Raw genomic sequence first — 14,176 nt, 5'->3', positions numbered from 1 at the left:
ATGGCCATGCTCAATCAGCATTTCAACAAAGCGGCCTGATCCCAACAAAGGCGCGGTGCCGCTCGGCGGTCCCGAATGTTTGCAACAGAGCCCATTTTTTGCATATGTGGCACCGCGATTTCTGACGCATACTGCCGGGTCGGAGATCAACGGAAAGGGTCGAAACATATGAAGCATCGCACCGGCGTCGCCGCCCTTGTCACTTGCCTGCTGATGGGTGCCTCGGCCGGATCGGCCCAAACGGCGGCGCCCAGCCCGCCGGATTCACAGGCGGACCTCGTTCCGGTGCTCAATGGCGGCGGCAGCGAGTTGCGCTTCGATTGGCCCGCGCTCAAGATCGGCAGCGCCTCCTATCGTGAGGGCCCCACCGGGGTGACGGTCTTCAGCTTCGACAAGAAGGTGCTGGCGGCGGTGGACGTGCGCGGCGGGGCGCCGGCCACCATCAATACCGACCTCGTCCGCCTCGGATATTCGAGCTACGACATCGACACCGTCGTGTTCGCGGGCGGCGCGGCCTATGGGCTCGAAGCGACGACCGCCGTCGCGACCGCGCTCAAGGACGATGGCCGCAATACCGGGCGATGGGATTCGATCGCGGTGGCGGTCGGGGCGGTCATCTTCGATTATGGCGATCGCCGACTGAACGAGATATACCCCGACAAGAAGCTCGCCCAGGCGGCCTATCGCGCTCGGATCCCGGGCGTGTTCCGCAATGGCGCCGCCGGAGCCGGGAGCATGACCCGCACCGGCGATTTCTTCGGCTGCAAGGCGCATTCGGGCCAGGGCGGCGCGTTCAAGCAGATCGGCGCGCTCAAGATCGCCGTCTTCTCGGTGGTCAACGCCTATGGGCTGGTGACCGATCGGGAAGGCCGCCCCGCCGCCTGTTACCGTGATCCGAGCTGGCCCAAGGATGTTCGCGTCGACGATCTGCTGCGCAACCTTCCCGACAGCCGCAAGGCCGGCTGGGGCGCCGAGAGCGGCAGGATGCGCAACACCACGGTCACGCTGGTCGCAATCAACCAGAAGATGGAGCCGGCCGAACTCCAGCGGCTGGCGATCCAGGTCCATACCGCGATGGGGCGCAGTATCCAGCCTTTCGCCACGGCATCGGACGGCGATACGCTCTATGCCATCACCACCGGCGAAATCGATGCGCCCGATCCGAGCACGCCGGGCGCGCTCAACGGCGTCGAGATCGGCTCGATCGCCAGCGAACTGGCCTGGGACGCGGTGCTCGCATCTGTGCCGCCGCAGCCGGCCTTGCCGGTGATGTCGCCGCAGCCGGCGGTGCCCGCCAGAACGCTGGCATCCTATGCAGGCAAGTATCGCTTCTCGAATTTCGTGACGGTGAACATCACCGCGCAGGACGGCAAGCTGTTCGGCCAGGCGGTCGGGCGCAACGCTTTCAACGTGCCGATGGACAAGCCGGTCGAGCTGCTTCCCTATGATGGCGGCCGGTTCGCCGTGCCGGGGCGCTACCCGATGGTCCTCGACTTTGCGACGAAGGGCAAGCTGGTGATCAACCCCGGGGAGTGGGCGCAGACCGGCATCAAACAGGCCGGACGCTGATCGCGCGACGCCGCCGTCCGCCATGGTGCGTCCCGCGCACCACGGCGGACCCTCTACGCGCCTTTTCACCTTCCGGAGCGCGCAACAGTCTCCGTACTGCAACAGAGCTTGGGGGATTTGCGATGAGACTGAACAATCTGGGTCGCCGCCTTTGTACCGTGTCCAGCCTTGCGTTGGCGATCGCCGCGGCCCCGGCCTTCGCCCAGGAGGCGGGCGCATTGGCTGGCGGTGCACGGCGTCTATGACGATCTCGACCTGACCGGGCCGCGGCTGTCGCAGGGCCACCTGACCCTTGATGCCGCGCTGCACGGACGCGGGGTTGCGCTGGTCAACGGGCTGGTCGGACAGGCCTTTCTCGATTCGGGCGAGCTGGTCGAGATCGGGCGAGGCGAACCGGCGTTCCAGCCCTATAGTTTCGGCAAATATTATGTACTGGTCGGTGCCGACCGGAAGGATACCCCGCTGGTGCGCCGCTACCTGCGCTGGTTTACCGCCGAACTCGCGCGCGACGTGGCGAAGCCGCACGTCGCGGGTCGCGTCCTCCTTGCCGGCAAATAGCCGATCGCAAAGGATATTTCCGATCGGCGCGGGGCTGGTGCGCGAGGCGCAACACCCCTCCCATCCTTGGCACCTTAGCTGGCGCGCCGTGGCGGATTAGCTCTTTGGCCGAACAACAAAAGGGTTAGGGGGCTTGGTTGAACGTCTCTGATGCACCGGCTGCAGAGCCGCTGGGCCTGACGTCGGGGTTCGCCGGTTCGAGCGGCTATGCGGACCGCATGACGCCGCTCTATGCGGGCAAGCTGATGCCCGGCGCGCAGGTAGAAGCGTTGCGCAACACGCACCGCGCGTTTCCGGTGCGGACCATCCGTCGCGGCGATACGGTCGCGCCCTTCGTCTATGCGCAGGCGCCGGTCGAGGATTTCACGATCCGGGCCAATGGCCGCGAATATGATCTCTATGATTATGTCTTCCGCAACCGGGTGGCCGGCCTGTTCATCCAGCGGCGCGGTGAAGTGATTCACGAGCGCTACGAACTCGGATTGCAGCCCGATACGCGCTGGGTGTCGATGTCGATGGCCAAGTCGATCGCGACCACGCTTGTCGGGGCCGCAATCCAGGACGGGCATATCGGCGGCGTGGAGGACATGCTGACCGATTACCTGCCCGAGTTGAAGGGCGGCGGCTATGACGGCGTCTCGATCCGCCACCTGCTGCAGATGACCTCGGGGGTCCGCTGGGACGACGAGCATGTCGATCCCCAGTCCGAGCGGCGGCACATGCTGAAGCTGCAGATCGCCCAGCAGCCGGGCGCGATCCTGCGCTACATGGCCGGGCTGCCGCGCGTTGCCGAGCCTGGCACCCGCTGGAATTATTCGACGGGAGAAACCCATGTCGTCGGCGCGCTCGTTCGCGCGGCGACGGGCAAGTGGCTGTCGGACTATCTTTCCGAACGACTCTGGTCCCGTCTCGGCATGGAGCAGGATGCCTGCTGGTGGCTCGAATCCCCCGGCGGACTCGAAGTCGCCGGCAGCGGTATCAGCGCGACGCTGCGCGACTACGCCCGCTTCGGGCGGTTCGCGATGGGAGACGGCACGATCGCGGGGGAACGCATCCTTCCCGAGGGCTGGATGGCCGAAGCGGGTAGCGCGCGCATCGTCGGCGGCGAACGGCGCGATTATGGCTATATGTGGTGGATCGTACCCGATGCGTCGGGCTCGCTCGCCGACGGCGCCTTCTCCGCGCGCGGCATCTTCGGCCAGTATGTGTACATCAATCCGAAGCGCGACCTGCTGATCGCCGTGCTGAGCTCGCGCGCCAAGCCGCGCGGATCCGAGGTGATCCTCGACAACGACTTCTTCAATTCCGCGGTGGAGGCCCTGACCGCCCATGACTGAGATCAAGATGAACAGCACGGCGCAATGGCAGGCACGCGATGCCCGCCATCACCTTCACTCCTTCACCGATCCCGGGCTGATCCTCGAACAGGGCTCGCGCATCATCGTGCGGGGCGAGGGCTCGCATGTCTGGGACAGCGACGGCCGCAAGATCCTGGACGGCATGGCCGGGCTGTGGTGCGTCAACATCGGCTATGGCCGCACCGAACTGTCCGACGCCGCCAAGGCGCAGATGGACAGGCTTCCCTATTACAACAATCACTTCCAGAGCGCGGTGCCGGCGATGATCGAGCTGGCCGAGCGGCTGGCCGGCCTCACCCCGGCGGGGCTCGATCATTTCACCTTCGCCAATTCGGGCTCCGAGGCGAATGACGTGATCGTCCGTCTCGCGCGTTACTATTGGAAGCTGCTGGGCAAGCCGGGCAAGCGCACGATCATCAGCCGCACGCTCGCCTATCACGGCTCCACCGTCGCGGGCGTCAGCCTGGGCGGTATGCCGGCGATGCACGGCATGGACAACGGCACCTTGCCCGAATTCGCGCATGTCGAGCATCCCCACTGGTATGTGAACGGCGGGGATCTCGCGCCCGCCGACTATGGCCTCAAGGCGGCCCGCGCGATCGAGGAGAAGATCCTCGAACTCGGGCCGGACAATGTCGCCGCGTTCATCGCGGAGCCCGTGCAGGGCGCAGGCGGCGTGATCGTGCCGCCCGAGACCTATTGGCCCGAAGTGCAGCGTATCTGCCGCGCGTACGACGTGCTGCTGATCGCCGACGAAGTGATCTGTGGCTTCGGACGTACCGGCGCCTGGTTCGGTTCGCAGACCTTCGGCATCGAGCCCGACTTCATGCCGATGGCGAAGGGCATTTCCTCCGGTTACCTGCCGATTGCGGCGGTGGCGCTGCACGACCGAATCTTCGACGTGATCGCCAAGGGCGGCCTATGGCCGCACGGCTATACCTATTCGGGGCATCCGGTCTCCTGCGCCGTGGCGCTCGCCAATATCGAGATCATCGCCGGCGAAGGGCTGGTCGAGCGGGTGCGCGACGATATCGGGCCCTATTTCCAGGCGAGCCTTCAGGCGCTGGCCGATCGGCATCCGCTGGTCGGCGAGCGGCGCGGGGTGGGGCTGATGGCTGCACTACAGCTCGTCCGCGACAAGGCGACACGCACCGTCTGCACGATGGAAGACAATGCCGCGATCCTGACGCGCGAGGCCTGTTACGCCGATGGGCTGATCGCCCGGGCGGTCGGCCAGTCGATGGTGTTGAGCCCGCCTTTGGTGATCACCCGCGGCGAAGTGGACGAACTGATGGAAATCCTCACGCGCGCACTCGACGGCACGGCGCGGACGCTGGGGTTGATGTGAGATGACGATGCACCCCGATCTTTCTCCCGCGGGCAACGCGCTGCTCGCCCGCACCCTGGCCTATGGCAAGCGGGCCGATGTCGCCGCCACCTTCGCGGTCCACAATCCCGCTGACGGGAGCTTCATCGGCGACGTGGCCGATATGGGCGCCCCGGAGACCCAGCGGGCGATCGACGCGGCCAAGGCGGCATTCCCGGCCTGGGCGGCGCGGACGGCACGCGAGCGCGCGGACATATTGCGCGCGTGGTTCCGGCTGATCCTGGAGAACCAGGAGGCGCTGGCGGAGATCCTGACGCTCGAACAGGGCAAGCCGCGCGCTGAGGCGCTGGGCGAGATCGTGTTCGGCGCCAATTTCATCGAATGGTTCGCCGAAGAGGGCAAGCGCCTCTATGGCGACATCGTGCCCACCCATGCGCCGGACAAGCGCTGCCTGGTGCTCAAGCAGCCGATCGGCGTCGTCGGCGCGATCACCCCGTGGAACTTCCCGAGTTCGATGATCACGCGCAAGGTCTCGCCCGCGCTCGCGGCGGGCTGCACGATCGTCGTCAAGCCGGCCGAGGACACACCGCTTTCGGCGATCGCGCTTCAGCTGCTGGCCGAGGAGGCGGGTTTCCCGGAAGGCGTGATGAACATCGTCACCGCGAAGCGCGCCGAAGCCGTTGCCGGAGTGCTCACCGCGAGCCCGGACGTGCGAAAGCTTTCCTTCACCGGCTCGACCCGGGTCGGCAAGATCCTGATGCGGCAATGTGCGGATACGGTGAAGAAGCTGTCGCTCGAACTGGGCGGGAATTCGCCGTTCATCGTGTTCGACGATGCCGATCTCGATGCGGCGGTGGCGGGCGCGATGGCGACCAAGTTCCGCAACGCCGGCCAGGCCTGCGTCGCCACCAACCGCATCTATGTGCAGTCCGGCGTGCGCGCCGCCTTCGTCGAGAAGCTCCGGGCGGCGATGGAGGATCTGCCGGTCGGGCCCGGGCTGGAAGCCGACACCAGGATCGGCCCGCTGATCAACCCGGCGGCGGTTGCCAAGGTCCAGGAACTGGTCGGGGATGCGCTCGGCAAGGGGGCCGAGGCGGTGCTCGGCGGCACGCCGCATCCGCGCGGCGGCCTGTTCTTCGCGCCGACCCTGCTCGTCGACGTGCGGGCGGACATGGCGATCGCCAGCACGGAGATCTTCGGCCCGGTCGCCGCCGTCTATGGCTTCGAGACCGAGGCCGAGGTGATCGCCGCGGCGAACGACACGCCTTACGGCCTGGCGGCATTCCTCTGGACCCGCGACATCGGCCGCGTCTTCCGTGTCGGCGAGGCGCTCGAATATGGCATGGTGGCGGTCAACGAGACGCTGACCTCGAACCCGGCGACTCCGTTCGGCGGGGTCAAGGAATCCGGCCTGGGCCGCGAAGGCTCGCGCTACGGCCTCGAGGATTTCGTGGAAATCAAATATCTTGCCCTGGGAGGCATCTGATGGCGACCGCATCTCTCCATGCCTCGGAGCTTGCGTCCGACAATGCCGGTCTCGCGGTCCGGCGGGCTGCTGCGGTGCCGAACGGTATCGTCAGCGCAACGCCGGCCTATGCCGCCCGCGCGCGCAATGCCGAAGTCTGGGACGTCGACGGCAATCGCTATATCGATTTCGTCGCCGGCATCGCCGTGTGCAGCACCGGCCACTGCCATCCCAGGGTGATCGCCGCTGTGCAGGACCAGCTGGAGCGCTTCACCCACACCTCCTTCCAGGTGCTGCCCTATGCGCCCTATGTCGCGCTCGCCGAACGGCTGAACGCGCTGGTGCCGATCGACGGAGCGGCGAAGACCCTCTTTTTCAACAGCGGCGCGGAGGCAGTTGAGAATGCCGTCAAGATCGCCCGCCACGCCACCGCCCGTAGCGGCGTAGTGGCCTTTGCCGGCGCGTTTCACGGCCGCACGCTGATGACGACGGCGCTCACCGGCAAGGCGATGCCCTACAAGCGCGGCTTCGGCACCCTGCCCGGAGATGTCTGGCGGGTCCCATTCCCGATCGCTCACTATGGCGTTTCCGTGCAGGACAGCCTCGATGCCCTCCACACCCTGTTTCGCACCGATGCCGATCCTGGCTCGATTGCCGCGATCATCATCGAGCCGGTGCAGGGGGAAGGCGGCTTCCACGTCACGCCGCCCGAACTGCTGCGGGCGCTACGCGCGATCTGCTCCGAGCATGGCATCCTGCTGATCTGCGACGAGGTGCAGACTGGCTTCGCCCGTACAGGCAAGCTGTTCGCGGTCGAGCATAGCGGTATCGCGCCGGATATCGTGACCATGGCCAAGGCGCTGGGCGGCGGCTTCCCGATCGCGGCGGTTACCGGCCGGGCGGACCTGATGGACAGCGTGCACGGCGGTGGGCTCGGTTCGACGTTCGGCGGTGCGCCGACCAGCTGCGCGGCCGCTCTCGCCGTGCTCGATGTCATCGAGGAGGAAGGGCTGATCGAGCGTGCCAACGCGATCGGCGGAAAGCTGCGCGCGCGTTTCGAGGCATGGACTGGCCGAGAAGACCTGATGCCGATCGGCCATGTGCGGGGGCTCGGCGCGATGATGGCGTTCGACCTCGTCAAGGCCCGTGGATCCGATGCGCCGGACCCGGAGGCGGCGCGCAACGTGGTCGCCCGGGCATTCCAGCTTGGCCTGGTGGTTATATCCTGTGGCATCCATGGCGAGACTGTGCGGCTGTTGATGCCCTTGACCGTTTCGGACGACGTGCTGCTGGAAGGGTTGGACCGGCTTGAACAGGCGCTGGCTGTGCACTGATCCGCGCCGACGCAGCCGTGGCCACTGACAAGGACACGCGGCTTGGACAAGAAGACCGGCCTAGAGCATGCTGTTGTTTGGTGGAATCGGGATTCCCTTGTTTGGACTGATATGATTCAACGTCCGTGCTGGAGGCGCGGATGACACGACCTTATTCGGAAGATTTGCGGAAGCGTGCGCTGGCGCGTTCGGACGCGGGTGAGGCGGACCGGTCGATTGCCGAGGCGCTTCAGATAGGGGGCGCCTCAAGGTTTGTTACACGGACGGCGCTAAGCCGGACAGAGCGTGAACACCCGATCAGGCGACAGAGCTGAGCCGCTCGTTCAGCCGTAATGGCAGGAAGTCCTCGGAACCGGCAGCAGGCTCGCGCCACAGGTAGTCTCCCGTGAGGCTGATATGCGTCCAGCCGAGCGGCGCGACGTGGGCCAGGAGGTGGTCGGGAGCGGGATGGCCGGAGGCGCGCAAGCGCTCGACGGCGCGGCCCATATAGAGAGTGTTCCAGTAGACGATGGCGGCCGTCACCAGGTTCAGGGCCGACGCCCGGAACTCCTGGCTTTCGACGGTGCGATCGGTCAAGCGGCCCTGGCGTTGGGTGAACACCGCGGCGGCCAGCGCGTGGCGGGACTCGCTCTTGTTCAGCCCGGCAAGGCACCGTTGACGAAGCGTTTTGCTCTCCAACCAGTCCAGCGTGAACAGCGCCCGTTCGATGCGACCGATCTCCTGCAGAGCGAAGTCGAGACGGTTCTGACGCTTGTAAGCGGAGAGCTTCTTCAGCATCACCGAGGGCGCGACCGTTTTGGCCTTCAGCGAGGCCGCGAGCCGCACCACTTCGTCCCAGCACTCGTGGATGATGGCCGTGTTGATCGGTCGGCCGATCAAGGGCTCCAGCTCCTTGTAGCGGCCCGCAGCCTCGAACGTGCCGAGCCGGCGATCGGCCAGGTCGCGGATGCGGGGGACGAACCGATAGCCAAGCAGATGACTGAGGGCGAACACGTGGTCGGTCGCCCCGCCGGTGTCGGTGTAGTGCTCGTGGATATCGAGGCTGCTTGCGTTGTGAAGCAGGCCGTCGAGCACGTGCGGCGCTTCGGCCGCCGTCGCCGAGATCAGCTGGCTGTGGAAGGGCGCGTACTGATCGGAGACGTGAGTGTAGATCTTCTGCCCCGGATCGGCGCCGTACTTGGCGTTGATCGCGCCGGCGGCACCGCGGCGGCCGCTGCGGAAGAACTGGCCGTCGGAACTGGACGTGGTTCCGTCGCCCCAGACCCGGCTGAGCGGCAGCGCGGCTTGCGCATCGACGATGCAGGCCAGGGCGCCGGCGTAGGTCTCCTCGGACAGATACCAGGCCTGGGTCCAGGCAAGCTGGGCATAGGTCACGCCTTGGCTGCTGTCGGCCATCCGCTCCAGGCCGAGGTTGGTCCCGTCGGCCAACACCGCGGCCAGTAAGGCCTGCGGGTTGGGATGGGTCTTGCCCGAGCGCAGTTCCGTGAACCGGTCGGTGAAACCGGTGCGCCGCGCGACCTCTGACAGGAGCCGGGTGATGCGCACCTTGGGAAGAAGCCGATCGACGATGGCGTCCAGTCGCGCCGCTTCGGGCGGGACGTCCGCCGACAGTGGCGTGACCTTGAGCTTACCGCTTCGGATTTCCACGTCCTCGATCGCGTTCCGCCGTAGCGCGCTAGAAAATCGGCGCAGACGCCAGTCCAGCTGCCGCGCCCGATCGGCCAGGTATGCGCCGGCCGTCGCGGGCAGACCGAGACTCGCGGCAGCGGCCGGGACCTCGGCGCGCGGCAGGAGATAGGCGTCGAACCGGCGGTAGTTGCGTGAGCCGTCCACCCAGATATCGCCGGAGCGGAGGCGGTCACGAAGTGTGGCGAAGGCCGCTGTCTCGTAAAGCCGCCGATCGATGTTTTCGCCCTCGCCGACGAGCGCCTTCCAGGCGCGAGAGAACGGCAGCGGTGCGTCTGCCGGTACGTCCCGCCGCCCGGAGCGGTTCAGGTCCTGCACCAGCTTGACCGCGGCGAGCGCGCTGTCGCGCCCTCCCGCCGCCCGGAAACGGAAGGCTTCTAGGAACGCCGGGCCGAAGCGACGCAGTGTCATATACCTCGCTGCGGCGCCCACCAGCGGATCCGGGTCGGCGGAGGCGGCGAGCGCCTCAACTTGCGGCCGGGCCTCCTGCAACCGCGCCCATCCAACCGCCTGATCGACGGCTTCGATCGCGTCGATGCCGTCCTCCCGCGCGGTAGCCAGGGCGTCGAGGGTGGCGTCGAACAGGCGCATCAGACGCCCAACGTCGCGCGCGGAAGCCACGTTATGGCGCTTCTGGGCGGCGCGGGCCTTGGTGAACAGTTCGCCAACCTGCTTGTCGAACATCTGCACGGCGGCGTCCGACAGTCGCGCCTCCAGGTCGATCATCTGGGCGGCCAGGGTCGCTCGGCGGCGACGGACCGAGTAGTCCGACAGCAGAAACGCTGGCGCGACCGCACCCTCGCGCACCAGCTGCCGGAACCGGCGCTCGTGGATGTTGTCTGCGACGGCGGGGTCGAGCCCGATCCGACGCACATAAGCCAGACGAGACAGAAGCCCCGACAGATTCCGCGCCGAAGGAGAGCCGGCGATGTCGCGGAGCCAGGCGATCGGCGTCACTCCGGTCGTGGGATCTGGAACCAGCAAGGCGTCGAGGGCCGTGGCCTGTTCGGCTGTGACGGCGCCAGCCACGGCGTCCAGCGCGCGCTTGCGAGCACGCGCACGCCCGGCCAGGCCGATCCGTTCGATACGGGCGGACGCGGGAAGGATCACGCCCCGTTCTCGGAGGCCTTCGACGACAGCGTGGACAATCGGAAGTCCCTGGTCGGTCGCCCAGGCGGCTTGGGCCGCCCGGTCCAGGGCGAAGGCGACGTCGCCGGCCTCGAATCCGCGTACGCTGAGGTGGGTCGCGACATCCCACCCGTGCTCCAGGCGCGTTTTGGCCCGTCCGCCATAGGCGCCGAACAACGTCTCAGACAGGCCGAGCTGGTCGGCCAGGTAGGCGAGGAGTTCTCGCGGCGGCGTCTCATCGTGCCGGAGTCCGAAGCCTGGGTGGCGCAGCAGCGCCATCCAGGTCGCGGCGCCCAAACGGTTGGCGTCACCCCTCCGGGCCGCCAGAAAGTCGAGGTCATCGGGCCCGAGCGTGTAGTGGCGCGCCAAGGCGGCGCGCTCGGTCGGGACGCCGAACAGCGACGCCCGTTCCTCTTCTGTCAGCAGCTCGCGTCGGGCCATCGGCGGGGTCTCCGCTCGGAAGCCTACGCCGGTGTGGGGCGGGTCGCGAGTCGCAGAACTCGAAACTTGTGCGACACCTGCGCCGACCCTTGATCCGGCTCAGCTTCGTCTGTCGCAAAAGTCGCTTGCAGAAGTCGGGCAAATCGAAGCACTTTTGCGACATGCTGATCGGCTACGCCCGCGTCTCGACCGACGATCAAGACCTCACGCTACAGCGCGCGGCCCTTAAGGCGGCCGGCTGCCGCCGGCTCTACGAAGAGAAGGTCTCCGGCGCCAAGCGGGACCGCCCCGAGCTCGTGCGCATGCTCGATGCGCTTCGCGACGAGGATGTGGTCGTCGTCACCCGGCTCGACCGCCTGGCGCGCTCGACCAAGGACCTGCTCGAGGTGGCCGAACTCCTCAACGGGATCGGAGCGGGCCTGCGTTCACTCGCCGAGCCCTGGGCCGACACCACATCGCCCGCCGGCCGGATGATCCTGACCGTGTTCGCCGGCATCGCCGAGTTCGAGCGATCTCTCATCCATCAGCGGACCAGCACGGGGCGCGAAGCCGCCAAGAAACGAGGTGTCCGCTTCGGCCGCCCACCCAAGCTTACGGCCGACCAAGTCGCTCTCGGGCATCGCCTCATAGACGAGGGAACGTCTGTCCGCGACGCGGCTGCCCTCCTGAAGTGTCACCACGCAACGCTCTACCGAGCCCTTCAGCCCCAAAGCAGACCTACCGAATGACTGCAGGGGTGGAAGGCCGACCTATTCTCTCCCGTCCTCATCTCACGGCGCCCAGCGTCAGCGCCGACCGGATCAGCGGCAGGCCGACAGCGTCTGGGCTCGTCATCAGCGACTCCGGATGGAACTGCACCGCGGCGATTGGCAGTGAGCGATGCTCGATTGCCATGATGATCCCGTCCTCGGTCTCCGCGGTCGCCTCCAGCTCCGCCGGCAATACAGCGCGGCGAGCGTGCAAGGAGTGGTAGCGGCCAACGGTGAAGCGCTTTGGCAGGCCGGCCAGTAAGCGTCCGCCATGATTGGCGATCACAGAGGGCTTCCCGTGCATAGGCAGAGCCAGCACGTCCAGCGCGCCGCCGAAATACTCCACGATGCCCTGCAAGCCGAGGCAAACGCCGAAGGCTGGGATTTTCCGCCGCAGGATTAGGTCCAACGTTTCCGACATGGCGAAGTCGGCAGGCCGGCCGGGGCCTGGGGATAGCAGCACGAGGTCAAATGCGAGCTCGCCACGCAGAGTCTCGCGAGCCAGCTCGGGACGCATTGTGGTGACCTCCGCCCCGGCGACACGGACGTAGCCGCCGAGCGTATGGACGAAACTATCTTCGTGATCGACCAGCAGCACTCGGGGCGTGACTGCCAACGGTGGCAGCGCCGTGGCGGTCCAGGCGAGGCTCGTCTCGCCGCGGATGGCGGCGAACATAGCGCTGGCCTTGAGCCGGCATTCCTCCTCCTCCGCCTCTGGGTCGCTGTCATGAAGCAGCGTGGCGCCAGCGCGCACCTCCGCAACGCCGGATTGCAGTCGGATGGTGCGCAGAGTCAGACCGGTATTCATGTTGCCGTCGAAGGTGAAGCGGCCAATGGCGCCGCCGTACCAGCGACGGGCGGAGCGCTCCTCTGCCTCAACATGCCGGATCGCCCACGCCTTGGGGGCACCTGTGACCGTCACCGCCCAGGCGTGGGAGAGAAAGCCGTCCAGCGCGTCGAATTGAGGGGCAAGCTGGCCTTCGACATGATCCACAGTATGGATTAGCCGCGAAGACATCTCGATCTGCCGGCGGCCGATAACTTGCACGGAGCCGGGAAGGCAGACCCGCGACTTGTCGTTGCGGTCGACATCCGTGCACATCGTGAGTTCGGATTCGTCCTTGATAGAGTTCAGCAGCTCGCGAATGTGTGCGGCGTCCTCCAGCGCATCGCGACCGCGCCTGATGGTGCCACTGATCGGGCAGGTCTCGATGCGGCTGCCCTCGACTCGGACGAACATCTCCGGACTAGCGGCGATCAGAAACTCGCCCTGACCAAGATTCATCAGCGCGCCATAGGGACTGGGATTGGCCTGCCGGAGCCGCCGGAAGACATCCGAAGGCGCGTCAGCGCAGAGGGTGGAGAAGGTTTGGCCGAGCACCACCTCGAAGAGGTCCCCGGCGGCGAAGCGGGCGCGGGCGCGCTCGACCATGGCGGCGTATTCGCCCTGGCTGTAGTCGCTTTCCCGCGGCGCCGCGCCGGGGGCGGCGGAGCGGTAAGGATCCGGCGCGGTCCCGCGTGGTATGCCCGCCGTGGTGGCGGCCCCGCCAGCGAAGTCGTAGCGATGGGTCAACACCCGCTGGCGCTGATGGTCGACGATTATGATTTCATCCGGCAGGTAAAGTACCAAGTCGCGCTGGTCCGTGGCGCGGGGTAGGCGCATCGCCATGGGCTCGAACTGGAAGACCAGATCGTAGCCGAACGCGCCGTAGAGGCCGAGATGTGGGTCCTCCGGCGAGCTGAATAGGTCGGTCATTGCTCGCAGCACCGAGAAGGTGGAGGGCTGGCGGCTGCGCTGCTCCTCAGAGAAGGGGCGCTCAGGCTGGCGGATATCCAGGGTCAGCTGTGCGGCTGAGGATTCCGAAGCGGCGATCTCCGGCAGGGCGCTCAATGCGGAGGCGATGATTGCCAGCAACGCCTCGCCGCGAGCATTGAGGGCTTGTAGCGTGACGCGGCGGTCGCGAGACGTGAGGACGAGCGGTGGGTCGCTGAACCCCATGTCCCAGCGGGTATAGCGGCCCGGAACTTCGAATGAGGAGCAGAGCAGCACCCCGCGATGCCGGTCCAGTCGTCGCGCGAGGGCATCAAGGCTGGGCTGGTAGGGGCCTTCGATCGACTCGCGTCGGACGCGGATACCGGACTGGGTTTGATAGTCGTGGGAAGCACTCATCGGGGAACTCCGGGGCTTGAAGCTGCGCCGCCACGAGGTCCGAGAGGGATAGAGTAGGCCGCCCGGAGTTCCCGTGGCGGCATGTGTCATGTGAACGCAGGCCGCCTTTTAAAGGGGCCACCACCAGCGGGCGGACGGGCTGCGCGTGATCATGAGGCGATCCTAGCCGCCGCGAACCGGCCCGTCGAGAGTCTGCGACGGGTCGCCTCCTGCCGCCAGCCTGGTTCCCGAAAGCCGCCGTTCAAGCGGAGCCAAGCCCGCGGCCTGGAAGTGGATGCGTTCGCCGGCCGGAAGGGGTCGACTATTGGCCCGAGGAAGCCACCCGGACACGGGCATTGGGTCTGTTCACCGTCTGTCCGGCTTAGCGCCGGCCGTGTAACAAACCCTGAGG

9 protein-coding genes are annotated in these 14,176 nt (G+C 66.9%); 7 read left to right on the top strand and 2 right to left on the bottom strand.

The genetic code is table 11. From position 1 onward, the window contains the following. Positions 1 to 168: 168 nt before the first annotated feature. The 6 genes from A2790_RS00045 (at position 169) to gabT (ending at position 7,611) form a co-directional block, all read left to right on the top strand. Entirely contained in the window at positions 169 to 1,569 is a 1,401-nt protein-coding gene (locus tag A2790_RS00045; RefSeq protein ID WP_033967264.1) for a P1 family peptidase, read from the top strand. Between the two features lie 228 nt (positions 1,570 to 1,797). Further along, the gene (locus tag A2790_RS00040) at positions 1,798 to 2,127 is read left to right on the top strand and encodes a hypothetical protein (protein ID WP_293386665.1); all 330 of its coding nucleotides are present in this window, start codon (positions 1,798 to 1,800) and stop codon (positions 2,125 to 2,127) included. Between the two features lie 137 nt (positions 2,128 to 2,264). Continuing rightward, the gene (locus A2790_RS00035) at positions 2,265 to 3,464 is read left to right on the top strand and encodes a serine hydrolase (RefSeq protein ID WP_197057890.1); all 1,200 of its coding nucleotides are present in this window, start codon (positions 2,265 to 2,267) and stop codon (positions 3,462 to 3,464) included. Further along, positions 3,457 to 4,833 carry an aspartate aminotransferase family protein gene (locus A2790_RS00030; RefSeq protein WP_033967262.1) on the top strand — a complete coding sequence of 459 codons (1,377 nt, stop codon included), beginning with the start codon at positions 3,457 to 3,459 and terminating at the stop codon, positions 4,831 to 4,833. The genes A2790_RS00035 and A2790_RS00030 overlap by 8 nt, the downstream gene beginning before the upstream one ends. A gap of 1 nt (position 4,834) precedes the next feature. Beyond that, positions 4,835 to 6,298, top strand: a complete 1,464-nt coding sequence (locus A2790_RS00025; RefSeq protein WP_081988851.1) for an NAD-dependent succinate-semialdehyde dehydrogenase — start codon at positions 4,835 to 4,837, stop codon at positions 6,296 to 6,298. Then, positions 6,298 to 7,611, top strand: coding sequence for a 4-aminobutyrate--2-oxoglutarate transaminase (gabT, locus tag A2790_RS00020; protein ID WP_033967260.1), 1,314 nt, complete (start codon positions 6,298 to 6,300; stop codon positions 7,609 to 7,611). Before A2790_RS00025 ends, gabT begins: the two co-directional genes overlap by 1 nt. Before the next feature lie 297 nt (positions 7,612 to 7,908). Here the strand turns inward: gabT and A2790_RS00015 are convergent, their stop codons facing one another. After that, on the bottom strand, positions 7,909 to 10,866 hold the full coding sequence (locus A2790_RS00015) for a Tn3 family transposase (RefSeq protein WP_293386664.1): 2,958 nt from the start codon (positions 10,864 to 10,866) through the stop codon (positions 7,909 to 7,911). Positions 10,867 to 10,991: 125 nt separating this feature from the next. Between A2790_RS00015 and A2790_RS00010 the strand changes: the two genes are divergently transcribed. Next, entirely contained in the window at positions 10,992 to 11,594 is a 603-nt protein-coding gene (locus A2790_RS00010) for a recombinase family protein (protein WP_293386663.1), read from the top strand. Positions 11,595 to 11,631: 37 nt separating this feature from the next. On the opposite strand, the gene A2790_RS00005 is transcribed toward A2790_RS00010, so the two are convergent. Further along, the gene (locus A2790_RS00005) at positions 11,632 to 13,785 is read right to left on the bottom strand and encodes an anthranilate synthase component I (protein WP_293386662.1); all 2,154 of its coding nucleotides are present in this window, start codon (positions 13,783 to 13,785) and stop codon (positions 11,632 to 11,634) included. Between the last annotated feature and the right edge of the window lie 391 nt (positions 13,786 to 14,176).

Origin of the sequence: Phenylobacterium sp. RIFCSPHIGHO2_01_FULL_69_31, from assembly GCF_001824475.1 — a bacterium.
GTDB lineage: Bacteria > Pseudomonadota > Alphaproteobacteria > Caulobacterales > Caulobacteraceae > Phenylobacterium.
This window is presented reverse-complemented; position numbering and strand designations above follow the sequence as displayed.

Bases quoted from the DNA above. Each gene is read 5' to 3' on its own strand.
- A2790_RS00030 (WP_033967262.1), top strand. From the start codon at position 3,457: ATGACTGAGATCAAGATGAACAGCACGGCGCAATGGCAGGCACGCGAT.
- A2790_RS00025 (WP_081988851.1), top strand. From the start codon at position 4,835: ATGACGATGCACCCCGATCTTTCTCCCGCGGGCAACGCGCTGCTCGCC.
- A2790_RS00045 (WP_033967264.1), top strand. From the start codon at position 169: ATGAAGCATCGCACCGGCGTCGCCGCCCTTGTCACTTGCCTGCTGATG.
- A2790_RS00015 (WP_293386664.1), bottom strand. From the start codon at position 10,866: ATGGCCCGACGCGAGCTGCTGACAGAAGAGGAACGGGCGTCGCTGTTC.
- A2790_RS00005 (WP_293386662.1), bottom strand. From the start codon at position 13,785: ATGAGTGCTTCCCACGACTATCAAACCCAGTCCGGTATCCGCGTCCGA.
- gabT (WP_033967260.1), top strand. From the start codon at position 6,298: ATGGCGACCGCATCTCTCCATGCCTCGGAGCTTGCGTCCGACAATGCC.